We start from the raw sequence: 22,001 nt of genomic DNA on the forward strand, positions 1-22,001 counted from the left end.
TTGTCCTCGGTCCGCCGCCGGGCGGGAGGCGGCTCCTACAATGCCCCGATGGCCCTTCCCCCCGAGGTTTGCATTCGCGGCGCCGGCATCGTCGGCCGCACGCTGGCGCTGCTGCTCGCCCGCGAGCGCATCCGTGTCGCCCTGGTCGCTCCGGCGCCGGCCGCCGCCCACGAAGACGTGCGCGCCTACGCCCTGAACGCCGCATCCAGAACCCTGCTCGAATCGCTACGCGCCTGGCCCGACGCGGCCCACGCCACCCCCGTGCGCGAGATGCGCGTGAACGGCGACGAAGGCGGCCGCGTGTGCTTCAGCGCCGCCATCCAGAAAGTCGAGGCCCTGGCCTGGATCGTCGACGTGCCCGCGCTCGAAAGGCAGCTCGCCGATGCCGTGCGCTTCCAGCCGCAGATCGACGTGGTCGATGCACCCGTGCCGGCCGCGCTCACCGTGGTGTGCGAAGGCAAGGCGAGCGCCACCCGCGACGCGCTGGGCGTGAGCTACGCCGTGACGCGCTATCCGCAGCACGCCATCGCCGCCCGGCTCGATGCCGAACGCCCGCACGACGGCACCGCGCGCCAGTGGTTCAACGACAAGGGGGACATCCTCGCGCTGCTGCCGTTGGGCGGCCCAGGTGGACGGTCGGTGGCGCTGGTGTGGTCGGTCGACCAGTTCCGCGCACCGGGCCTGATGGCGCTCGGCGCCGACGACTTCCAGGCCGCCGTGCGCGAGGCCAGCCACGACGCGCTGGGCGCCCTCACCCTGACGAGCGAACGTGCGGCGTGGCCGCTGCAACGCGCCATCGCCGACCGCTGGACCGGGCGCCTGCCCGACGGCAAGAGCTGGGCGCTGGCCGGCGACGCGGCGCACACGGTGCATCCCCTGGCCGGCCAGGGCCTGAACCTCGGCCTGGCCGACGCGTCGGTGCTGGCCGAGGTGATCAAGGCCCGCGAATACTGGCGCAGCGTGGGCGACCCGCGCCTCTTGCGCCGCTACGAACGCGCGCGCCGCACCAACGTGCTGTCGATGAGCCTGGCCACCGACGGCCTGCAGCAACTGTTCTCGCACGGCACCGACCCGCTGCCGGCGCTGCGCAACTGGGGCATGCGCGGTTTCGACCGCACGCGTGTCCTCAAGCAATTCATCGTCCGCCAGGCCATGGGCCTGAACTGAACCCGATCACCATGAAAACACTTCGCCTCCTTCTCGCCGCACTGGCCCTGGGCAGCACGCTGGCGGCCACCGCCGGCGAAGCCGAGATCCGCAAGAACCTGGCGGCCCGCGTCCCGATGCTGGCCAACGTCGACGAGGTGCGCAAGGCGCCGATGCCGGGGCTCTGGGAAGTGCGCCACGGGTTCGACATCTTCTACACCGACGAGCAGGGCAACTACCTGATCCAGGGCAACCTGATCGACGTGCAGGCGCGCAAGAACCTCACCGAGGAGCGGGTCGAGAAGCTCAGCGCGGTCGACTTCGACAAGCTGCCCATGAAGGACGCCTTCAAGATCGTGCGCGGCAACGGCAAGCGCAGGCTGGCGGTGTTCGAAGACCCGAACTGCGGCTACTGCAAGCAGTTCGAGCGCGAGCTCAAGACCATCGACAACGTGACGGTCTACCTCTTCCTCTACCCGGTGCTCGGCCCCGACTCTACGTCCAAGTCGCGCGACATCTGGTGCAGCAAGGACAAGGCCAAGACCTGGACCGACTGGATGACCGCCAGCGTCAAGCCCGAAACCGGCAACTGCGACGCCGCGGCGCTGCAGCGCAACGTCGAGTTCGGCCGCAAGTACAACATCACGGGCACGCCGACGCTGATCTTCACCGACGGCACCCGCACCCCCGGCGCGATCCCCGCCGCGCAGATCGAAAAGCAACTGACTGCCGCCAACTGATGACGGGCACCGCAGCGATCCACTACCGCGTCGAATGCGCGGACCGGCATGCCCACCTCTTCGCCGTCACGCTGACCATCGAATCCCCCTCGGCCCTGCAGCGCGTGGCGCTGCCGGTGTGGATTCCCGGCAGCTACCTGGTGCGCGAGTTCGCGAAGAACCTGCAGAACCTGCAGGCCACGCAGGGCCGGCGCAGGGTGCCGGTGACGCAGCTCGACAAGCACAGCTGGCAGACGGGCTGCGCACCCGACAAGCCGCTGGTGCTGCGCTACGAGGTCTGCGCGTACGACCATTCGGTGCGCACCGCCTGGCTCGACGCCGACCGCGGCTTCTTCAACGGCACCAGCCTGTGCCTGCAGGTCGACGGCCATGCCGACGCACCGCACGCGATGGAGATCGTCGCGCCCAAGCCGGTGGCCGGCGAAGCGCGCTGGCACTGCGCGACCGCGCTGCCGCCGGTGAAGGTCGATGCGCACGGCTTCGGCCATTACCTCGCCTCGGGCTACGACGAACTGGCCGACAGTCCGGTCGAGATGGGCGCCTTCTGGAGCGCCGACTTCGAGGCCGGCGGCGTGCCGCATCGCTTCGTGGTGGCGGGTGCGCCGCCCTCCTTCGACGGTGAGCGGCTGATCGCCGACACGCAGGCGATCTGCGAGACGCAGATGCGCTTCTGGCATGGCGACAAGGTGGGCAAGCGTGGTGGCGGCAAGCCGCCGCACGACCGCTATGTCTTCATGCTCAACGCGGTCGACGACGGCTATGGCGGGCTCGAGCACCGCCATTCGACCGCGCTGATCTGCACCCGCCACGACCTGCCACAGCGCCACGCCAAGAAGCAGCCCGAGGGCTACACCACGCTGATGGGCCTGATCAGCCACGAGTACTTCCACACCTGGAACGTGAAGCGGCTGCGGCCCGCGGAGTTCGCGCGCTACGACTACGCGCAGGAAAACTACACGCGCCTGCTGTGGTTCTTCGAGGGCTTCACCAGCTACTACGACGACCTGCTGCTGCGCCGCGCCGGCCGCATCGACGACGCCACCTATCTTCGGCTGGTCAACAAGACCATCAACCAGGTGCAGCAGGCACCGGGCCGGCTGGTGCAGTCGGTGGCCGAGGCGAGCTTCGACGCCTGGGTCAAGTACTACCGGCAGGACGAGCAGACGCCCAACCAGACCATCAGCTACTACACCAAGGGTGCGCTGGTCGCGATGTGCCTGGACCTCACGCTGCGCCGCGAGGGCAAGGGCTCGCTCGACGACGTGATGCGCCTGCTGTGGACGCAAAGCGATGGCGGGCCGATCGACGAAGACGACATCGCCGCCGCGCTCGAGACGGTGGGCGGCCGGTCGTATGCCACCGAACTCGCGCACTGGGTGCACGCCGCCGAGGAGTTGCCGCTGTCGGACCTGCTGCGCGCCCACGGCGTCGCCGCGCTGGACGACCCGGCGCAGCGCGCGCAGGAACTCGGCCTGCGCGTGGCCGAAGCCAACGGCAGCGTGCAGGTGAAGATGGTGTTGCGCGGCGGTGCGGCCGAGAAGGCCGGGTTCTCGGCCAACGACGAATGGATCGGCATCGAGCTGCCCGCCACCAAGGGCCGACCGGTGCAGGGCTGGCGCCTGTCGAAACTCGACGACCTGGCGCTGTACCTGGGCGAGCACAAGAAGATCACCGCGTTGATCGCGCGCGACAAGCGGCTGCTGCGCCTACCGCTTGCCTTGCCGACGGGCGTCACCACCTGGCGCCTGTTCGCGCAGGACGCGGCCAAACTCTCGGCCTGGCTGGCCTGAACGCCTAACTTTCGATCGCTTCGCCGCGCCGCACGATGCGGATCGGCTGCGCCGCCGCTTCATCGCCGACCATCACGCAGGGCTTGCCGGTGCGACGGCAGTGGTCCTGCACGCGCCAGTAGGCGCCGTGGCTCATGCAGCCGGTCTGGCAGATCACCAGGTCGGCGGCGCGCAGGCTGGATTCGAGGGCGGCGGCATCGGCGTCGTCCTGGCCGTCGTGGTGCAGGTAGCGGCCGCCGGCGATCTCGACCAGTTGCCGCGCCACCGCCGACGCCTCCTCGGCCCGTCCCACGCACAGCACGGCCTTCTCGCGCAGATCGGCCGTCGGCCCGGCGCCCCGCGAGCGACGGCGCGCTGGCGCGAGCAGCGCATGCACCCGCTGCGGCAGGGCCGCGCCGGTGGATGCGCGCGCCGCCAGTTCGTCGCGCACCAGCGCCAGCGCCGAATCGCGCACGATCAGCGCCGCGCGCAGGCGCACGATCTGCGCCGCCTGATCGGCCAGCAGGCGTGAGCAGCGCTCCTGCGCCCGGGCATAGGCGCGCAGCAGGACGGTGGTTTCTTCCATGGGCGACTCCATATCGAGCGGCCATTCTAGATGCGAATTATTCTCAACAACCAGGCCATCCACCTGCTGCCGTGCTGGGTATAGTGGCCCGCATCCCCGCATCCATCCACCCCTCACGGAGACACCATGAGCTACGAGAACATCGAAGTGCGCACCGAGGCCGGCAAGGTCGGCATCGTCACCCTCAACCGCCCGAAGGCGCTGAACGCGCTGAACGACGCGCTGATGACCGAACTGGGCGAAGCGCTCAAGGCCTTCGACGCCGACCCCGCCATCGGCTGCATGATCGTCACCGGCAGCGAGCGCGCCTTTGCCGCTGGCGCCGACATCGGCGCCATGGCCAAGTACAGCTTCGTCGACGTCTACAAGGGCGACTACATCACCCGCAACTGGGAAACCGTCCGCAGCATCCGCAAGCCGGTGATCGCCGCGGTGAGCGGCTTCGCGCTGGGCGGCGGCTGCGAGCTGGCGATGATGTGCGACTTCATCATCGCGGCCGACAACGCCAAGTTCGGCCAGCCCGAGATCAAGCTGGGCGTGATCCCGGGCGCCGGCGGCACGCAGCGCCTGCCGCGCGCGGTGGGCAAGAGCAAGGCGATGGACATGGCGCTCACCGGCCGCATGATGGACGCGACCGAAGCCGAGCGCGCCGGCCTCGTCAGCCGCGTGGTGCCCTTCGAGAAGCTGGCCGACGAGGCCCTCGGCGCCGCGCTGGTCATCGCGGATTTCTCGCAGGTCGCGGTGATGGCAGCGAAGGAATCGGTCAACCGCGCCTTCGAGAGCGGCCTCTCCGATGGCGTGATGTTCGAACGCCGCCTGTTCCACGCGCTGTTCGCCACCAACGACCAGAAGGAAGGCATGGACGCCTTCACCGCCAAGCGCAAGGCTGAATTCACGCACAGCTGACGCGCCGCCGCCGACCTGGGCCGGCCGGCCCCGGTCAGCGCGCTTCTTCGAGCGCCTGGCGCAGCGACGACAACGCGCCCGCGCCGGGCTGCCCGGTGCCGGGCGGCACGCCCTTCTCGCGCCAGCGCACCTGGCCGCCGGCCAGCTCGAGCACCCCCAGCACCTCGCCGTCGCGCTCGAGCGCGATGCGCCAGTCGACCGCGCCCGCGAGCGGCTGGGAGCCCACGCCCGCCAGCGCCGCCGAGCCCACAAGACCGCCCAGCTCGCGCGCTTCGGCGCGCGGCAGCACGCGGCTGTCGGTACCGTTGCGGCTGATGCGCAGCTGGGTCCATTGCGCGAGCGCGTTGAAGGTCGGCTCGGGTGCCTGGCTGGGTGCCGGGGCCGGGGCAGGTGCGGCCATGCCGGCTGCGCGCGATGGCGCCGGCGGGGCCGCACGCAGCGCCGCACTGGGTGGGGCCGCGCTGACGGCGGGTGCAGCCGGTGCCACCGGCTCAGGCGCCATGACCGGCGGCCACTGCACGGGCGGCGGCAACGGCGGCTCCGCCTTCATCCTGGCCGCCTCTTCACGGGCCAGCGCCTGCTGGGCACGCTCGACCGCCTTGTCGGCCGCGAGCGTCGCCTCGCGGTCGGCCGCGGCCTGGCGCGCCTGGCGCTCGCGTTCGCGGTCGCGCTCGTCGAGCGCGCGCTTGGCCGACTCGGTGACGGCGCGCGATTCGGCCAGCGCGGTGTCGAGCACGCTGGGCGCTGGTGGCGGCGGTGGTGCTTCGGCGGGTTTGGGCGCGGGCGTCACGGGTGCTGGCGGCGCTGCCGGCACGGGTGCGGCCGGGCGCTCCTGCATCGGCGCATCCGGCGCGGCACCGGGCACCGGCTCGCGCTGCCACATCACCGTGACCAGCACGCCGACCAGCACGGTCGCGAAGGCGGCGTTCCACGGCATGCGCGAGCCCGCGCCGCCGCCGATGCCGAGCAGGCGCTGCCACCACGGCCGCTCCGCACCGACCGGGCCGGCGGGCAGCGACGGCGCCACCGCCTCGTGGGCCAGCACGCGGATGGACTGGCGCAGCGCCACGTCGGGCGTCGCTGCTTGGTCGGGCGCGTGGTCGAGCACCTGCTGCAGCAGCGGATCGTGCAGCGCGCCGTCGTCGTCGCCGCCCAAGTCATCGTCCCACTCCTCGTCCCAGTTGTCGTCGGGCATCTTCGGATCGCTCATGCGCCCTCCCCCAGCACCGACAAATAGCGCTCCATGCAGCCGCGCAATTTCTTGAGCCCGTAGCGCAGGCGGCTCCGGACGGTTTCGAAGCCGACGTCGAGCGCCGCGGCCATCGCCTCGACGGTGAAGCCGTCTTCGTGGTGCAGCAGGAAGGCGGCGCGTTGGTCGTCGGGCAGCTCGTTCAGGCAGGCCAGCAGGCGCTTGCCGGCCGAGCGCCAGAAGGCCGCGTCTTCGGCCGAGGGGTGCGCCGCATCGACCGGCTGGCCCTGGCCGTTGAGCAGTCGGCCGCTGACGCGCTGGACGGCCTCGAGCCCCTCGTCGTCATCGTCGTGCACGTGCACGACCATCTGCCGGCCGCTCGCGCGCAGCCGGTCCATGGCCAGGTTGTGCGCGATGGTGAAGGCCCAGGTGCGCCAGGCCGCGCCCTGGGGCGAGAACGAATCGCGCGCCGTGATGATGCGCACCCAGGTTTCCTGGAACACCTCGTCGACCTCGGCCGCCAGGCGAATGCCCAGCAGGCGCCGCACGAAGCGGAACAGCGCGCCTTCATGGCGCGCATAGAGCACGTCGAAGGCGCCGGTGTCGCCGCCGGCATAGGCCAGCATCAGTTGGTCGTCGGGCATGGCATCGGGCATGACGTCAGGGACTTCGGCAGGCTCGACGGCGTCGACAGGCACGGGGGAAAGCATGGGCAGATTCTCACCTCAGCTTGTACGGCGGCCGATCGGGATCGGGGTTAGCGTCCCTCGGTTTTCTTTTTCATCGACGAACCCCGCGACCCGATGCCCGCCGTATCAGCCTGCATCCCTCACCACGGAGTCGTCGATGACCCAAGCCCCTGCCCCCGCCTCTTCTCCGGCCGCGCGCACCGTGCGCCGCCCGCGTGCACTGATCGCCGTCCTGTGCGCGCAGCTGCTGCTCAGCGCCTGCCACGCCACGGGCGTGTCGCCCACCGGCGCGGTGTGGCCCGAGCCGATGCCACAGCCGCCCGAGCCCACGCGCACGGCATCGCCCTGGCCGACGAACGCGGTGACACGCACCATGCCGAACTTCCAGGCGCCGTCGGCCACGCACTGCGCGCGCCCCATCCAGACGCGTGAGGTGCCCGGCTTCGACCCGCAGCAGCCCACGTCGAACCCGATGCGCGGCCATCTGGCCGACAGCCGTACGGAACGGCTGCGCGAGACACACAGCAAGCGTGCCGACGCCGGCGTGGCGCTCGAACGTGCCGACGCCATGCCGGCACCGCCGCCCGCCGCCGTGGCCGCATCGCCCATCGCGCGCGACGCCGAGCCCGCGTCGATCCTGCCCCTGCCGCCGCGCCAGCGCCCCGCGCCCGCCCAGGCGCTGCCCGTGACCGCCGGCATGGTCGACGACAACGCCGACTTCGGCGAATACCTGCGCTTTCGCGAGCGCACACAGGTCGCCCACCGGGCCCGCGACGTGCGCGAGCGCTACCTGCTGCAGGTGCGCAATGCGCGTGGCACCGTCGTGCCCGACGCCGAAGTCGCCGTGACCGCCCCCAGCGGCGCCACCCTGTGGGCCCGCACCGACGCCGGCGGTCGCGCCTGGCTGCACCCCGACGCCGTCGACACCACGCGCAGCGCGATCTACGAAGTGGCAGTGCGCAAGGACGGCCGCGAGGCCAGCACCTTCCTGCGCCGCGGCCAGAAGAGCGCGGTCGACGTGGTGCTGGCCGACAGCGCCGCCCCGACGCGGGCGCGGCTCGACCTTGTCTTTCTCATCGACGCCACCGGCTCCATGGCCGACGAGATCGGCCGCCTGAAGACCACGTTGCGCAGCATCGCCAACGAGGTCGCGCAACTGCCCAGCCGCCCCGACACCTGCTTCGGCTTGGTGGCGTACCGCGACAAGGGCGACGAGTTTCTGCTGCGCAGCCACGACTTCACCAACGACCTCGGCGCCTTCCAGGGCGTGCTGAACGCGCTGCAGGCCAACGGCGGCGGCGACTACCCCGAAGCGATGAACGAGGCGCTGCACGACACCGTGCACCGCCTGAGCTGGCGCGGCAGCGGCGCCACCCGCATGGTCGTGCTGCTGGCCGACGCGCCGCCGCACCTGGACTACGGCGGCCCGCAGTACGACGACGACATGCTCGCCGCGCTGGGCAAGGGCATCAAGATCTTCAGCGTGGGGGCGAGCGGGCTCGACAAGCAGGGCGAGGTCGTGCAGCGGCAGATGGCCCAGTACACCGGCGGGCGCTTCGTCTTCCTCACCTACAAGGACGCCGAACGCCCTGCGAGCGGCCCCGGCCGCGAGACCGTGCACGACGTGAGCAACTATTCGGTGCAGACGCTGGACCGGCTCATCGTGCGGCTGGTGACCGAGGAGTTGGCCCAGTTGCCGAAAGGCGGTTGACGGGCCTGCCACCGACCGGGCTATAATCTCGGGCTCGGCTCTTTAGCTCAGTCGGTTAGAGCGATGGAATCATAATCCACAGGTCCGCGGTTCGAATCCGTGAAGAGCCACCAGACAGGAACGCCCTGCAAGTCCATGACTTGCGGGGCGTTTTGCGTTGGAAGCCGTGCAAAGGTTCCTCTTCCGTCCCGATAGTGCGCGAGGGCTCGGTGGCAGCAGAAGACATGCACCCAGACCGGTGTTGTAATCCCGTTGAACAGGGAGAAAAACACCATGACGAACATCGTCGAGGGAAAGCCGTGCGTCGATTCTGGCGCGCCAAGGGCGAATGCAGGGCAACGCGAAATGCCTCGCAGAGCCCACCGTTACCTGACAGCGGGGCTTCTTCCCATTGTCTTGAGCGCCTGCAGCGTGTTCTCGAGCAACGACGCTGCCACTGCCAAGGAACCAGCGCGCCTTGAGATCACCGTCCAGGCAGCGGATGATCTCAACGTCGACCTCAAAGGACGTGGGGCACCGATGCTGCTTCGGGTCTACGAACTGAAGTCCGACGTCGCGTTCCAGGAAGCCGATTACTTCGGGATCCAGAACACGGCCAAAGCCGTTCTCGGCGCAGATCTTTTGAGCGTCGACCAGTTCATCATCCGCCCCGGCGAGAGCCGCGACATCAAGCGGAAGTCGAACCCCGAAACCACGGCCATCGGGATCTTCGCCGGGTACCGCGACCTGCCCAATTCCGTGTGGCGTGTGGTGCACAAGCTGCCGCCAGCGACGGATGCCAACTGGTACCGCGCGCTCGTGCCAGGCACGAAGGTTGCGCTGAAAGTCGAGCTTCAGGCCAACGCCATCTCGGTCGTCGACAAAGAGGTCCGTCCCAAGCACACGCAGGTCGCCAACGAATCGCCGAGCCAACTGGACAAGCCTTTGGCCGAGCCGACAGACGCCACGTCGAAACCAGCCCAGTCCAACACGCTCGGCCTCCCGAAGGCCCCGGACGGCGCATCGACCAGCGTGCTCGACAACCTGAAGAAGCGTTTCTCTGCGCCTTGAGAACCCGCCGGTTTTGCCGGCCGTTCAAAGGTTGCGCAGGACCGGCTTCTTCGGTGGTGACAGAAGGCGTTTTCGGGGCCGGTCTACCGGAGGCAACTCGGGCGGCAGTGCGTCGATTTCTTCGTCGCTGAGCACACGCTCGGGCTCCGGCTCGTCGTACACCGGCTCGGGCCGCGGGAGGGGCGTGAGCAGAAGCTCGGGCGGGCGTGCCGAGACGTCGGGTGGTGACACGGCAACGGCACGGCTCGCCGGCGCAGGCACGGAAACCGCGACAGCCGATCGCGCTTCGGGCTGCGGCGCCCGCCCCTTCACGGACGCGATAAGCAGGCGCAATGCCTCGTCGCGCTCCTGTGCGCGCTGGCTTTGCGCCGCATCGCGCTGCGCCTGCTGCTGCGCCAGGAAGTCGAGCTCGACCTGCAACGCCCGTTGCAGGATCTGGGGAAGGCGGTCCAGCGCTTCTTGCCAGACGCGCTGCTGCGCGGCGAATCGGGCATCGAGCGATGCCGCCAGGGCATCGATCGCCTCGGCGTGCGCCGATGCATCGGCGACGGACGCGGGCACGCGCGCCAGGCGTTCTCGGACCTGACGCGCCACCAGCAGGCCGCCCACCCCGGCGCCAAGCAGGCCGCATGCCAAGGCCACGACGACCATCCATGCGCCGTCGGCGTTCATGCGTGCACCTCGTCGCCGTCGTCGGCGCCTTCCCACTTCTGGAGCAGGTCCAGCGGAATCGAACTCGCGACCTGCGAAAAGCGCTTGCCCACCATGCGCTCGGCCTGCTTCAGCAGCACGGCCACCGGACTGCTGGGTTCGTGATGTTCGAACCATTCGCGGGCATTTCGGATGCTTTCACGCACATCGTCGCGCGTGAAGGCCTGTCGGCGACTCAGCGCAGTGTGTTCGGTCGACGGCACCGGCAGCGGGGTTTCCATGATTTCCTGCGCCTTGGCGTTGTCGGCCACAGCGGGCCTGGCGGCTGGGTTCACGAACAGGTCGAGGACCCGGCTCAGCGGACTCAGCGCGGGCGCCTCGTCGCCGAGTTGCGCGCGAGCCCAGGCATCGATCGCATGCACATGGCCCGCCGCCACCTCCAGGCAGGCCAGCGGCGACAGTGGGCCTGGGGCCGCCGCACGCAAGGCTGCCAGTTGCTGCGTCACCGACTCCGGTGTGGCGGCCTCCGGCACCCTCGGCACAGCGAAGGCGCGCTCCACGTCGCGCACTGTCAGGCGCAGGGCGGTGCTCGTGGCCACGGCGATCTCGCACACGTCGGCGAGCAGGCCCTCGGGGTCGGCCAGGCCGGCCAGCGCATTGGCGCGCACGGCGGGTTCGGCTTCGCCGTCGATGATCAGCTGCGGGTGCACCGCGTCGGGCCAGGTCTCCAGCAACTCGCGCAGCATGCCCAGCACGTGTGCCAGCCCGGCCGCTTGGCCCAGGCGGGTGCGGGCGCGGCACCACCAGACCAGCAGGTTGATGTCCTTCGTGCGCAGCAGCAGCCGTTGGCAATCGCGCTCCACCTCGGCCCAGTTGGGAACCTCGGGGGTGCCGACGAAGTTGCCGTACTGGGCATCGGCCTGGGGCGTCATGCGCGACAGCAGCACGGCGTATTCATGGTCGTACTCCAGGCTGGGCCCGCAAGGCGCGAGCGCGCTCACCGGCTGAAGCCAGTCGATGACGGGGCGCCCCACGGGAGACGGCGATGGGTCGGATCGGGAGGGCAGATTGACGGAAGTCATGGGGACGGGTCCAGAAAAGAGAGGCGAGGCGTCATGCGCCGTAGCCTGGGCGAAGGTATTGCTCGGGCTCGAACACCATGCCGACGGCATAGCCGTCCGATGGCGCGGCGCGCATCGCGCGCGACGTCACACCGAAGCCGGCCGCTTTCGATCCGCCCAGCCAGGTCGACCACCCGAGCTTCTCGGTGTCGCCCAGGCGAGCGGGGGGCGCGCTGTCGGCGCGCACCCGCAGCTCGACCTCCCAGACGAACTCGTAGCCGACGAAGCCGCGCACCCACTCCACCAGCAAGGGCAGGTCCTTGCCCTGCGGTGTGAAGCGCAGGTACTGGTCGAGCTGCAGCGGGCCGAGCACGAGCCTGAACTTGTTCTGCCGATCGGCCACGACCTCCCCCGCGATCGCGCCGACACCCATCACGCTGGAGGTGCGCGGCTGGCCCAGATGGGTCTGGTCTTCGTCGTCGATGCGGATCCAGTGCATGACGAACTCCTCCAACCGAACGGGCACCGCAAAGAAGCGCGCCAGTGTCTGCGCCAGGCCATCGGGGTTGCGTGCTTCACGGCTCAGGTGCGTGGAGGCCGCCATCCGCGCATGGGCCGGCAGCACCGACGCACGGATCTCCAGCGGGTCGTGCCCCGTCAGTTGCGCGATGTAGCGGCTGAACGTTTCGTCATCCGCGCGGTCGAGCCCCGCCGCGGCCTGGCTCTGCGACCACGCGCGGTACATGTGCGTGAGGTAGCGGTGATGGAAGAGGTCGAGGAAGTCGGCGAGCGTGCTGTCGTTGTGGTTCTCGGTGCGGTCGCGCACCATCTCCGTGTAGTGCAGCGGCAAGGGGCCGTTGGGGCCGAGCAGGCCGAGGCCGTACAGGCGCACCACCGGCACCGCCGCGTTGTTGCCGACGCGCAGCGCGGGCGCGCCGGGCATGACCGGCGCATCGGCATCGCCGGGCAGCACGACCTCCGCGATCTCCCGCGGCGCGAAGATCAGCGCGGCCGTCTGCCCCAGCCGGAAAGGCTCCTGTTGCGGGCGGCTGGCCAGGCCGATGCGCGGCTGCGCCGCATGCACCGCCGCCAGCCGACGCATCAGCGACGTGAATCCGAATTTCCAGGGCGCCTCGCGCAGCCGCAGCAGCAAGTCCTGCAGGCCGAGTTCGATGGCGGTCGGATCGCGCCGCATCAGACGATGCCCCGGCCGCCCATGCGCACCGGCCAGCGTGCGACGCTGCCGCGCTGCATCGACTCGAGCACGGTCTGGGTGAAGACGTTGATGCTCACATGGCGCGACAGGTAGTGCTCCAGCACCAGGCCGAACAGGTAGGGGCTCGTGCCCGAGAAGCCCTCTTCGTCGACGCTCAGCGTGCATTGCACGCCGCGCCCGTAGATGAGCGGTCCGGCGCCCGGCAGGCGACGCGTCACCGGTTCGATGCGCGAGCCGACCAGGCTCTCGATCTGGCGGCGCTGCACGTCGTTGTCGCTCGCGACGAACAGGCGAAGCATGTCGCGCAGCGCCTGCGCGCCCTCGCGATGCGGCATGTCGGCCAAGGGAAGGTGATTGAAGCCGAGCTGGCGGATCAGCCGCCATGCGACTTCGCGCTGGGCGAAAGGCGACTTGGGCGTGCTCGGTGCGCGGATCAGGCCCACTCCCGAGACGGGAATCGAATCGGCCACCGCCAGGTCCGACGTGCCGTCGCGCGGCACCAGGCAGGGCAGGTCGCGGTTGGTGAGCAGCGCCTTCACCGACAGATAGCGGATGCCCTCCGGATAGGGCGCCTCGTTCTGGTCCACCAGCGACAGGAACACCTCGGTGCCGACATAGGGCGTTCGCGTGCCGTACTTGCGCGAGGTGTCGGACGCCAGGCGCGGCTCGCGCCGCACGGAGAAGTAGCGGCCGTAGTTGCCTTCGTCCTCGTTGAGGGTCTGGTAGAGCGGGCGGAACGCCATCGCGGCCGTCGTCTTCGCCTGCTGGCCGACGATGTCGCGCACCGCGTACACCTCGAAATCGAGCGGTCGCGAACGATCGGGAATCAGATGGAATTCAGGCTGCGCCGAGTTCAGTTCGATGCGATCGGTGCGGCGCTCGAACAGGTTCACCACCGGGGTGCAGAACAGCGCGAACTGCCCCGCGTCGACCAGGCCGCCGAGCGTGCCAGGCGGCTTGGTCAGCAGCACCAGCACCTCGGCCTCGCGGCCCGCGACCCGCTTCAACCCGGCCGCCAGTTGCGTCAGCGTGAAGAAGTAGAAGCGCTCCGGGCACGCGAAGTATTCGTGCAGCAGGTTGTGCCCATGGAAGGTGTTCCATTCCAGCGGCAGCAGGCCCTGGCCGGGCTCCAGTCCCTCGTGCACGAGCGCACCCTCGGTCACCACGTGCGGCCGCTGCGTCAGTTGGCCGGGCTCGCCGGTGAAGGTCGCGATGGCCGAGGTATGCAGCAGTTCGAACAGGTGCGACGCGATCTGCTCGTTGCCGCGCAGGTAGATCGGCAGGCGGTCGAGGCCGTCGAGCTGGTCGAAGTGCCCCTCCCCCAGCATGCGCAGCCGAAGGCGCAAGGCGCCCGTGACCTGCACGTGCGGCGGCACGTAGCGTTCGAGCGCCGGGATGTCGGGGGGGGCACCGGTCAGCTTGGCGTCCACGATCTCGATCGGCCACAGGGTCACGTCCTGGCTCGAGCGGAACTCGCATGGTGTCTCCTCCCCCGCCGGCACCTTCGCGTGAAAGGCGGTGTCCCGCGGCACACGGAAGCCGCGGGTGAAGTCGCCTTCGCTGACGCTCGGGTGGAGCTGTGCGACCGCCATCGATGGTGTCGGACTCAGGTAGTTCGGGTAGAGCACTTCGAGCAGACGCTGGGTGAAGCGCGGGAACTCCGCGTCCAGCTTGATCTGCATGCGCGCCGACAGAAAACTGAAGGACTCGATCAGGCGCTCGACATACGGGTCGTCCACCTCGATGCCGTGCATGCCCAGGCGCCGGGCGACCTTGGGGTGCGAGGCGGCGAACTCGCCCGCCATCTCGCGCATGTAGACGAGCTCGCGGTTGTAGTAGTCGAGCAGATGCGGATCCATGGCGGCCTCGCTTATCGGACGGCACGGGTCGGCCCGTGCGAAGCGCGCGTCACGCTCATGCGGTTGGTTTCGAGGTCGACCGTGCTCTGCACCGTGAGCTCCAGCGGATAGGGCTTGAGATTGATCATGGCGCGGATCTCGAAGAGCAGCACGTTGTACGCGTCGCTCGCGCCTTCCTTCATCAGCGGCAGCACCGTCACGGTCTCGGGCATCAGCCGCGGCTCGTAGTCCGCTATGGCGCGCCGGATGATGCGTTCGATGTCGTCCCAGCGCCGCTCGGAAAGATAGCTGCCCGCCAGCGGCCGCACCCCGAAGTTCACGGACGATGCGGCAGCTTCCGGGTACCGCGCCCGGTCGATCAGGTCTTCGGCGTTGGTGGTGTTCAGCAGGAACGACAGGTCGCGCTGGATGATGTCGCGCACTTGCGCGGCATTGACCGCGTAGTCGGCCGGCAGTTCGGTTTTCTGCGTCGGCCGGTCATCGCGCAGGCGGTCGAACAGCGTCGGCAGCAGCTGGGCATTCGCGCGCGCAGCGCTCGTGTTCGGCGGGCGAGGCGACCGGATGCCGGGATGCATCGACCGGTCAAGCTGCTTCATCGCGGGCGGACTCAAATTCGCAATGGCGGAGATCGAGCAGCGGCATGTCGCCCGCGTCCGTCATCCACATCTTCTGCCCCCGCGCGTGCACGCCCGTGCGGCCGTGCTCGCTCCAGACCGTTTCGCGCGCCATGCGCAGGGCGTCGCGGTCGGTGGCCTGCACCGGGTAGCGCATCGGCATGTAGCCCTTGAGCATCGAGCCGTCGCGCAATTCGAGATCGACCTGCGCCCAGACCAAGTCCAGCAGGCCCTGGGGGCCGGCCTTGGTCACCGACGCCAGATCGGCAAAGGCAACCCATCGGTAGGCGCCCACGAGGATCACCTCGCAGATCGGGCCAAGCCGGGTGTCGGAATCGGCGATCCAGGCGAAGCGCTGCTGCAGGTTGCAGCTTCCGGCGCTGTCGGGCGCCGCGACCAAGGCCCCTTCGCGCGCAAGGTCGGCCGCTTCGATCGCGTCCTCATTCGCCGTGGCGGTGAGCCGCAGCGCCTCGGCCATCCCGGCCATCCAGGCCGGAGCCGGCATGTCGGCCGCGGCGGCCACCGTCGCGGGTTGCGCGGTGCCGGCAAAGACCGCCTCCCGCTGACGCTCAGCCCGGATCAGGCCGCGCATCACGTGCGCCGTGCTGTCGAAGTCCTTCGACAAGCTGGCCCAGGTCTGCAACTGCTTGAGCGCGCGCTCCCACTGACCCAGAACGCACAGCAGTTCGAACAACAGCCAGCGGGACTGGGGGGCCTGCGGTCTGGCACGCACGTCGGCTTCGGCATGGCCGAGCGATTCGAGCAGGGGCCTGGCATGCGACCAACTGCGGAAGGATTCAGACGCGGCGAGGTTAACGGGCGGGGGCATGGGGAGACTCATGGATGGGGTGGGTTCGTGTCGTTGCTCGGAAAGCGCAGCGGTCGGGAAGCCTCCGGCTCCTCGGGTCGCGCGGCCCCGAGTTGCAGGTGGCTGTCGGGCGACAGGTGGTGGTGCTCCTGGCGCGTCAGGCTGGGCATCGCCGTGACGGCCTTGCGCGCGAGTTCCGGTGCGAACAGGTGCAGGATGTCTTCGTCGTCGCGAACATCGAGCAGGGTCGGTCGGCCCAGCGGATCGAAGTCCTCGATCACCTGGTCGATGGACTCGCGCGGCTCGAGGATGTCGCGCACCATCGGGTAGGGCTCGCCTTGCCGGACGAGATCGTCGAACGACGGCGCGAGCGCACCGCCCGTTGCCAGCAGGCCTTCCCAATCGGTACGACCCGCCAACTGCGTGGGGTCGCGCGCCACGCGCACGAACTCCTCGTGCAGTCCGGCGAACAGGGCGTCCTCGCGCATGGCGGTCGACGGTTGGCCAGCCAGGAGCGGTGCGCCGTCCGCGGGCGCACCGTCCTCCCTGGGTGGCGGCGCGCGCCGGTCACGGCGTCGTTGGGGCGCCGGGTCTTCCCCCAGCAGTTCGGCCAAGGGGTTGGCGGCCGGCAGGGCCTCGGCGCCGTCGATGTCCAGCACGCCGAAGGGATCATCACTCGCGGCGGATGCGCGCTGCGCGCCGGTTTCCTGTGCTGGAAAGGCCAGGTCTCGCAGGTCGAATTCGACGGCATCGGCGATGGCGCTCGGCGGAGTTTTCGGCGCGGCCTGATGCACGACCGACGGCCCTGCCACACGGCGCGTCGGCGCGGCCGACATCGCATCATCCAGGGCCGGCTCCACCAGAAAGCGCAACAACGCCAGTTCCAGCATGTCGCCCGCGGCGAGGGCCACGGATGTCGAAGCCCGGACCCGAATGCCGTTCAGGGTGCAGACCAGCGTGGGGCTCTCGTTGGCCAGCTGCCACGCATCGCCGTTCGGGACGATGCGACAGCGATTCGCCGAACGCCATTGCGTGTCGTTGAGTCGCTCGCCGCCCAGTTCCAGCGCATCGGCCAGACCGCGGCCCTGCGGCGGCACCGGCAGGGCGAGGTCGACCGCGTCCCCGTGGCTGCGTACCAAGCGCAGGCGAATCGGCGTCGGCATCGCACTCGCGCTCATGTCGGCCTCCCCCACAAGCCGGACAGCCGGCTGGCCGCGTTGACGAAACCGCCCGAGGCATCTTGCTGCCAGAAGGCACTGTCGGGCCGGGGCTTGAACAGGCGCTGCGGCCAATCGGCCCAGGGCAGAAAGCGCACGCCATTCAGCCGCAGCGCAGGGTCGGCGGGGTGCACAGGGCCGGCCAGTTGCGCGAGCACCTGGTTGGCCCGGGTGTGCCGTTGCATGATGTGGGCGGGCGCCTGCGGGCGGGGACGCCACACGTCGCGCCAGTTGGGCGCATGCAGCCGCCAGAGCGCCTGCACGGTTCGCTCGAGGGCCGCCATGTCGGCCACACGCGTCGCACCGGTGTGGCGTTCGACGCCACGCGCCAGCCAGAACAGCCAGTCGCCGGGCCACGCGGCATCGTGTTCGAAATGCCGCTCGACCCAGCGTGGGTGCGCGGACTGGTACACCAGCAGCGCATGGCGCCGCCCCACCTTGTCGCACGAGGGTGCGATCACGCCCACCACGAAGCGGCGCGGCGCGAAGGCCAGGGTGCCCGGCGCCAGCACGAAGGCCGCGGGCAGAACGGCGGCATCGGACGCCCCCGACCGGTCGCCCTGCTGGGCCAGCCAGGGCTGCCAGCCCTCGCTCTCGCCTGGCCGCATGCCGCTGCGCACGAAGTCGGCGTACGCGGGCAACTTGCCCCAGATGGCGGGTGGCGTGATCAGGCGGGAAGCGATCAGGGCCTGGTGCATCGCGCCCTCCGCCTCATGCGGCCCGCCCCGGGCAGCGGAAGCCCTTGAGCAAGTCACTGTTCAAGGGATTGGGCTGCGACCCGGCGCTGAGGTCGAGCAGCGCCTTGCGTCCGTCGAAGCTGAATTCCACGCTCGCGCGGCCCGGCGTCGCGCCTACGACGATACGGCCTTTGTCGAGCAGCCGGAACAGGGCCCAGGGGCCGCTCGTCGAGACCGTCGACGTGGCGCCCGAGATCCTCGGGTTGGCCACCAACTCTGCCATCGATCCGCCACGCGGCCCCGGCCAGTTGACGGTGAAGGACTGCACCGGCCCATGGATGTAGCGCTGGCCCTGGCCGTCGATGTCCATCACCAGGTCGGTGATGGTGGGGTCGAGGTCCAGCACCTTCATGTCCATCTTCCAGGCGAGCTTGCGGCCGCCCGCGTCCCGGAAAAACAGATCGCGGATCTGCTGGGCGCGGTAGAAGGCCTCGAGGTTCGGCCCGCTCTGCGCCAGCAGCTTGAGCAGTTCGCCCAGGAGTGTCGGGCCCGTTGCCACCGGCGCTGGCGGCGTGCCCGCAGCGATGTTCTCGGCACCCACCATCGCACTGGCCGTGTCGGGGTTCTTGTAGCGCCAGGGCCGCACGCTCGTGTCGACGAAAGGCAGCAGGTACTTGGTGAAGAACTCGTCCGCCGCACCGCCCACCGCGAAGACCTGCGTGAAGTCCTCGACCGAGGCATCCTGGGTCACCGCCGCCAGCGGGTAGCGGCCTTCGACGCCACGCTTGCACGGCTCGCTGACCTGCATGGCCATCAGCCCCATGATCCGGTCGAGCTGCAACTGCGCCTGCTTGCGCAGGATGTCCTGCGAGCCCTGCACGACCTTGTCGCCGCCGCTGGTGGCCAGGGCGGTCAGCACCTCCCGAAAGGGCGCCGGCAACTTGCCGGCCTCCATCTTCAAACGCGCGCCCACCTCGGCGCCGCCGGGCGGCAGGCTGCCCGCAGTGAGCGCGGTGTCGGCCACCACGAGCAGCGTGTAGAACTCGTTGACCAGGCCGGAGATGGCTTCGAGCCCGGGCTTGGCGGTGAGCGCGCCCGCGCCCGATGTGAGTGCCATGTCGGGCTGGCCGGTGACCACCTCGCGCAACGCGGCGAAGCGGTCGTCGACGAGTTGCTTCTCGAGCCGCTCTTCGCGCCGGATGCCCAGGGTCTTGCCGATGTCGCGCGTCTGCTTGTTGAGTTCGTCCGTGGCCTTGTCGAAGAAGCTCTTGTCCTCCGGCGCTCGGCTGGCGAGCGGACGGGAGAGCGTGGTCTCGCGTGCGGCCGCACGGGCCAGCCGTGCGAGCGGCGAATCGGGGGCCGCGAACTGGCGCAGCACGCTCAGGTCGAAACCCAGGCTGGTGCCGGTGGTGTCGCCGCCGCCGACCGTGCGGATCGACTCCAGAAAGCGCTCCCAGTGCTGCGCATATTCGCCGAGGTACTGGCGGCGGATGTCGTCGAGCAAGGGGTTGTCCTGCAGCCGGGCGACGTCATCCAGCGTTTTTTTGGGATCGAGCGCGAAGGCCGGCGTCACAGCGCCGCGCCCCATGACCCAGGCGTCGTCCTCCAGCGCATGCGCGACGAACTCGGGCAGGCGCTTGTTGAAAAGGTCGTGGTAGCCGTCGTAGGTGAACAGCCCGGGCACGCCCTTCTCGAGCGGCAAGCCGCCCTGGCGCGAGAACACCGTACCGACCTGCGGGCCGACGGCACGCACCAACGTGAATTCCTGCGGCGCGTCGGTCGCCATCGCCGTCTTGGCGCGCTCGTACACCCGCTGCGTCGAGGTGTTGCCGTTCAGGAAGCTCTGGACCTCACGCACCAGCGCCTCGTTCGGCAGCGAGGCAGCCTGCACCGGCCGCGCACCGGAGAAGAGCCGTTCCACATGCCCCACCATGGAGGCACGCCCACCGAAGACCGCGGCACTGTCCGCGCGCTCCCAGTCCTTCAGCACCCAGTTTCGGACGTCGCGCGCGCCGCCATCCTGCATGTAGCGCGCCTTGTCGTGCAGCAGCTTGTACACGCGCAGGGTTTCGTAGGCCGTCTTGGCATCGCCGTCCTTCACGCTCGTCGCCAGCACGGCCTCCATGCGCTGGAGGATGGGCGGCAGCAGCATGTGGTCCTGCAATTGCGCGTAGGTCTCGGCGGCGGCGTCGAGGACCGGCGGCACCGTGTACAGGCCGTACAGATAACTCGCCGGCGGGTTGTCGACATCCAGCCCTGCATAGCCCGGCAACTCGCGCGCAGCGTTGAGCACGTCGGGGACGCCCGTCGGCTTGAAGTTGGCGAAGAGCCCGCGCACCTGCTCCGTCAGGACCTGCGCGCGCGCGCCCACCGTGTCGAGGTACCGACGGTTGTTGCCGAAGCTCAGCGCCAGCGCGCCGGCGAGCCAGAGGAAGATCACGACGGCCAGCGCATGGCCCAGCAAGCGCAGGACGCGGAACCGGACCTCCCAGCCCAGGTTGGGTCGCACCAGATGCGCCTCGGGCACGATCACCTTGGTCAGCACGTCCTGCAGGAAGAAGCCCTGGTGTGCGGTCGGTATCTTGGTGTCGGCTCGCCCGCGCTCGCCAGCCTCCTGGCCACCGGACCGCTCGTTGCGCAGCGAAGAAAGGCTGCCCCGGAGGCGCTCCAGCAGCGTGTCGGGATTAGCCGCCATCTCGGCGTCGGCCTGTGCACCGCTGGTGAAGTACACGCCGCGCAGCGTGTGGTGCAGTTGCGTGCTGTCGAAACGGGAGTCGAGAAAGATCTCGTCGATCATCTGTGCCAGCGGCACCGAGAGCCCCGCCAGCTCCTGCGGCAGCGCGAAGAGCCGACGGCGGCGATCCACGTCGAACTCCTCGCTCAGGCGGGAGCGCAGGCCGGCGGCGAGACGGTCCTTGAGCAGGGTCAGTTCCTCGCCGACCTGCTCGCGCAGTGCCTGGCGATTGCCCGCGATGTCCGCGGCTTTGGCGCCCTTCGCGGTCTCGTAGGGCAGCGTGAAGCCCCAGGCCTGGGTGCGGCCTTCGCTGGTGAGGGCCTGGAAGTATTCCTTGAAGCCCTTCAACAGGTCCATCTTCGTGACGATCACGTACACCGGGAAGCGGATGCCCAGTTCCTGCCGCAGTTCGGCCAGGCGATCACGTATCTGCTCGGCCTGCGCGGAACGCTCGATGTCGAACGGTGTCAGCAGCTCGGCCGCATTCAGCGCGACGATCACGCCATTGATCGGCGCGCGCGTGCGTTGCTTGCGCAGCAGGCCCAGGAAGCCGCGCCACTCGGCGAGATCCTTCTGCGGGGCGATTTCCTGGGTGGTGTAGCGGCCGGCGGTGTCGATCAGCACCGCCTCGTTGGAGAACCACCAGTCGCAATGCAGCGTGCCGCCCTGCGACTGCAGCACCATGCGCTTCGAGGCGTTGCCCATCTGGCGCATCGCCGGGAACTGCAGGCCCGAATTGAGCAAGGCCGTCGTCTTGCCCGCACCCGCGCTGCCGACGATCATGTACCAGGGCAATTCATAGAGGTAGCGCTTGCCCTCGAAGATCCGCCGCCAGACACCCCCGCGGCCGCGCAGGCTCCTGAGTTGCGACATGGCGCGCTGCACCGTGGCCGCCACGGTCTTGAGCTCGGCCTGGGCCTCGTCGGCCTTCTCGTTGCGCTTGCCGAAGCTCAGAATCTTCGTCACCAGCTTTTCATCGGCCTGCAGCGCCTGCCACAGCAGGTAGAGCCCGTAGATCGCATAGATCACCAGGATCGCCGCGATCACCGCCACGCGCACGCTCACCGGCGCCAGCGGCCTGGCGTCGCCCAGCGACAGCAGGGGCCCGGCATGCCAGATCAACAGGCAGACGGCCGGTACGCCCACCACGCTGAAGGACCACGATGCCAGCAAGACGATGGCGAAGGCCAGCAGCAGCACGACGAGGGCGATACGCACGCCGACGGAGGCCAGCGGCCGCAGGCCATTGACCGCGAGCAGCGGACCGATGAACCACACGGCCAGCGCCAGCAGCAGCACGGCCAGGAAGGCGAGCATCTGCCGCGAAAAGAAGAAGCTCAGAAAACTCTTGAGGTATTGCATGAAGACTCCCTGGGCC

18 protein-coding genes and 1 tRNA gene are annotated in these 22,001 nt (G+C 69.5%); 7 read left to right on the forward strand and 12 right to left on the reverse strand.

Annotation, left to right across the window (positions count from 1 at the left end; translation table 11 throughout):
- Positions 1-48 precede the first annotated feature (48 nt).
- The 3 genes from QTH86_RS13660 to QTH86_RS13670 are packed head-to-tail and all read left to right on the forward strand — an operon-like array spanning position 49 to position 3,676.
- On the forward strand, positions 49-1,167 hold the full coding sequence (locus tag QTH86_RS13660; RefSeq protein ID WP_286649257.1) for an FAD-dependent monooxygenase: 1,119 nt from the start codon (positions 49-51) through the stop codon (positions 1,165-1,167).
- Positions 1,168-1,178: 11 nt separating this feature from the next.
- On the forward strand, positions 1,179-1,886 hold the full coding sequence (locus QTH86_RS13665) for a DsbC family protein (protein WP_286649258.1): 708 nt from the start codon (positions 1,179-1,181) through the stop codon (positions 1,884-1,886).
- Positions 1,886-3,676: a M61 family metallopeptidase gene (locus QTH86_RS13670; protein WP_286649259.1), complete on the forward strand. Its 1,791-nt coding sequence runs from the start codon at positions 1,886-1,888 to the stop codon at positions 3,674-3,676. Before QTH86_RS13665 ends, QTH86_RS13670 begins: the two co-directional genes overlap by 1 nt.
- Before the next feature lie 4 nt (positions 3,677-3,680).
- On the opposite strand, the gene QTH86_RS13675 is transcribed toward QTH86_RS13670, so the two are convergent.
- Entirely contained in the window at positions 3,681-4,241 is a 561-nt protein-coding gene (locus QTH86_RS13675; RefSeq protein ID WP_286649260.1) for a DUF2325 domain-containing protein, read from the reverse strand.
- A 126-nt stretch (positions 4,242-4,367) separates the two neighbouring features.
- Between QTH86_RS13675 and QTH86_RS13680 the strand changes: the two genes are divergently transcribed.
- On the forward strand, positions 4,368-5,147 hold the full coding sequence (locus QTH86_RS13680) for an enoyl-CoA hydratase (RefSeq protein ID WP_286649261.1): 780 nt from the start codon (positions 4,368-4,370) through the stop codon (positions 5,145-5,147).
- A gap of 34 nt (positions 5,148-5,181) precedes the next feature.
- On the opposite strand, the gene QTH86_RS13685 is transcribed toward QTH86_RS13680, so the two are convergent.
- Together QTH86_RS13685 and QTH86_RS13690 are read right to left on the reverse strand one after the other, a co-directional pair.
- Positions 5,182-6,357 (reverse strand): hypothetical protein, encoded by a 1,176-nt coding sequence (locus QTH86_RS13685; protein WP_286649262.1) that lies wholly within the window; start codon positions 6,355-6,357, stop codon positions 5,182-5,184.
- A complete protein-coding gene (locus tag QTH86_RS13690) occupies positions 6,354-6,980 on the reverse strand; it encodes a sigma-70 family RNA polymerase sigma factor (protein WP_444813812.1) in 627 nt (208 codons plus the stop codon). The genes QTH86_RS13685 and QTH86_RS13690 overlap by 4 nt, the downstream gene beginning before the upstream one ends.
- A 202-nt stretch (positions 6,981-7,182) precedes the next feature.
- Here QTH86_RS13690 and QTH86_RS13695 point away from each other — a divergent pair, with 202 nt between their 5' ends.
- From QTH86_RS13695 to tssJ, 3 genes are all read left to right on the forward strand, one after another.
- Entirely contained in the window at positions 7,183-8,736 is a 1,554-nt protein-coding gene (locus tag QTH86_RS13695) for a vWA domain-containing protein (protein WP_286649264.1), read from the forward strand.
- A 36-nt stretch (positions 8,737-8,772) separates the two neighbouring features.
- A tRNA-Met gene (locus QTH86_RS13700) sits at positions 8,773-8,849 on the forward strand.
- Between the two features lie 160 nt (positions 8,850-9,009).
- Positions 9,010-9,786 (forward strand): type VI secretion system lipoprotein TssJ, encoded by a 777-nt coding sequence (gene tssJ / locus QTH86_RS13705; protein WP_286649265.1) that lies wholly within the window; start codon positions 9,010-9,012, stop codon positions 9,784-9,786.
- A gap of 24 nt (positions 9,787-9,810) precedes the next feature.
- On the opposite strand, the gene QTH86_RS13710 is transcribed toward tssJ, so the two are convergent.
- From QTH86_RS13710 to tssM, 9 genes are read right to left on the reverse strand one after another with little or no spacing between them, the layout of a single operon-like run.
- A complete protein-coding gene (locus QTH86_RS13710) occupies positions 9,811-10,458 on the reverse strand; it encodes a hypothetical protein (protein ID WP_286649266.1) in 648 nt (215 codons plus the stop codon).
- Positions 10,455-11,519, reverse strand: coding sequence for a type VI secretion system protein TssA (locus QTH86_RS13715; RefSeq protein WP_286649267.1), 1,065 nt, complete (start codon positions 11,517-11,519; stop codon positions 10,455-10,457). Before QTH86_RS13715 ends, QTH86_RS13710 begins: the two co-directional genes overlap by 4 nt.
- Before the next feature lie 31 nt (positions 11,520-11,550).
- Positions 11,551-12,693, reverse strand: a complete 1,143-nt coding sequence (gene tssG, locus QTH86_RS13720; protein ID WP_286649268.1) for a type VI secretion system baseplate subunit TssG — start codon at positions 12,691-12,693, stop codon at positions 11,551-11,553.
- The gene (gene tssF, locus QTH86_RS13725) at positions 12,693-14,573 is read right to left on the reverse strand and encodes a type VI secretion system baseplate subunit TssF (protein ID WP_286649269.1); all 1,881 of its coding nucleotides are present in this window, start codon (positions 14,571-14,573) and stop codon (positions 12,693-12,695) included. Before tssF ends, tssG begins: the two co-directional genes overlap by 1 nt.
- 11 nt (positions 14,574-14,584) lie before the next feature.
- Positions 14,585-15,169 (reverse strand): type VI secretion system baseplate subunit TssE, encoded by a 585-nt coding sequence (gene tssE / locus QTH86_RS13730; RefSeq protein WP_444813772.1) that lies wholly within the window; start codon positions 15,167-15,169, stop codon positions 14,585-14,587.
- Positions 15,156-16,016 carry a type VI secretion system accessory protein TagJ gene (locus QTH86_RS13735; protein ID WP_286649270.1) on the reverse strand — a complete coding sequence of 287 codons (861 nt, stop codon included), beginning with the start codon at positions 16,014-16,016 and terminating at the stop codon, positions 15,156-15,158. Before QTH86_RS13735 ends, tssE begins: the two co-directional genes overlap by 14 nt.
- An 8-nt stretch (positions 16,017-16,024) precedes the next feature.
- Entirely contained in the window at positions 16,025-17,173 is a 1,149-nt protein-coding gene (locus tag QTH86_RS13740) for a TagK domain-containing protein (protein WP_286649271.1), read from the reverse strand.
- Positions 17,170-17,910 carry a TagF domain-containing protein gene (locus tag QTH86_RS13745; protein WP_286649272.1) on the reverse strand — a complete coding sequence of 247 codons (741 nt, stop codon included), beginning with the start codon at positions 17,908-17,910 and terminating at the stop codon, positions 17,170-17,172. Before QTH86_RS13745 ends, QTH86_RS13740 begins: the two co-directional genes overlap by 4 nt.
- 13 nt (positions 17,911-17,923) lie before the next feature.
- The gene (gene tssM, locus QTH86_RS13750; protein ID WP_286649273.1) at positions 17,924-21,985 is read right to left on the reverse strand and encodes a type VI secretion system membrane subunit TssM; all 4,062 of its coding nucleotides are present in this window, start codon (positions 21,983-21,985) and stop codon (positions 17,924-17,926) included.
- Positions 21,986-22,001: the final 16 nt, after the last annotated feature.

It is taken from the genome of Variovorax sp. J2L1-78 (assembly GCF_030317205.1).
In the GTDB taxonomy this organism is placed as follows: Bacteria; Pseudomonadota; Gammaproteobacteria; order Burkholderiales; family Burkholderiaceae_C; genus Variovorax; species Variovorax arabinosiphilus.

What these genes read in the sequence shown, in the direction of transcription:
- QTH86_RS13735 (WP_286649270.1), bottom strand. Translation starts at nt 16,016, where the DNA reads ATGCCCCCGCCCGTTAACCTCGCCGCGTCTGAATCCTTCCGCAGTTGG.
- QTH86_RS13745 (WP_286649272.1), bottom strand. Translation starts at nt 17,910, where the DNA reads ATGCACCAGGCCCTGATCGCTTCCCGCCTGATCACGCCACCCGCCATC.
- QTH86_RS13710 (WP_286649266.1), bottom strand. Translation starts at nt 10,458, where the DNA reads ATGAACGCCGACGGCGCATGGATGGTCGTCGTGGCCTTGGCATGCGGC.
- tssJ (WP_286649265.1), top strand. Translation starts at nt 9,010, where the DNA reads ATGACGAACATCGTCGAGGGAAAGCCGTGCGTCGATTCTGGCGCGCCA.
- tssE (WP_444813772.1), bottom strand. Translation starts at nt 15,169, where the DNA reads ATGAAGCAGCTTGACCGGTCGATGCATCCCGGCATCCGGTCGCCTCGC.
- QTH86_RS13670 (WP_286649259.1), top strand. Translation starts at nt 1,886, where the DNA reads ATGACGGGCACCGCAGCGATCCACTACCGCGTCGAATGCGCGGACCGG.
- QTH86_RS13685 (WP_286649262.1), bottom strand. Translation starts at nt 6,357, where the DNA reads ATGAGCGATCCGAAGATGCCCGACGACAACTGGGACGAGGAGTGGGAC.
- QTH86_RS13665 (WP_286649258.1), top strand. Translation starts at nt 1,179, where the DNA reads ATGAAAACACTTCGCCTCCTTCTCGCCGCACTGGCCCTGGGCAGCACG.
- QTH86_RS13715 (WP_286649267.1), bottom strand. Translation starts at nt 11,519, where the DNA reads ATGACTTCCGTCAATCTGCCCTCCCGATCCGACCCATCGCCGTCTCCC.
- QTH86_RS13660 (WP_286649257.1), top strand. Translation starts at nt 49, where the DNA reads ATGGCCCTTCCCCCCGAGGTTTGCATTCGCGGCGCCGGCATCGTCGGC.
- tssF (WP_286649269.1), bottom strand. Translation starts at nt 14,573, where the DNA reads ATGGATCCGCATCTGCTCGACTACTACAACCGCGAGCTCGTCTACATG.
- QTH86_RS13740 (WP_286649271.1), bottom strand. Translation starts at nt 17,173, where the DNA reads ATGAGCGCGAGTGCGATGCCGACGCCGATTCGCCTGCGCTTGGTACGC.
- QTH86_RS13695 (WP_286649264.1), top strand. Translation starts at nt 7,183, where the DNA reads ATGACCCAAGCCCCTGCCCCCGCCTCTTCTCCGGCCGCGCGCACCGTG.
- tssG (WP_286649268.1), bottom strand. Translation starts at nt 12,693, where the DNA reads ATGCGGCGCGATCCGACCGCCATCGAACTCGGCCTGCAGGACTTGCTG.
- QTH86_RS13680 (WP_286649261.1), top strand. Translation starts at nt 4,368, where the DNA reads ATGAGCTACGAGAACATCGAAGTGCGCACCGAGGCCGGCAAGGTCGGC.
- QTH86_RS13690 (WP_444813812.1), bottom strand. Translation starts at nt 6,980, where the DNA reads ATGCCCGACGACCAACTGATGCTGGCCTATGCCGGCGGCGACACCGGC.
- tssM (WP_286649273.1), bottom strand. Translation starts at nt 21,985, where the DNA reads ATGCAATACCTCAAGAGTTTTCTGAGCTTCTTCTTTTCGCGGCAGATG.
- QTH86_RS13675 (WP_286649260.1), bottom strand. Translation starts at nt 4,241, where the DNA reads ATGGAAGAAACCACCGTCCTGCTGCGCGCCTATGCCCGGGCGCAGGAG.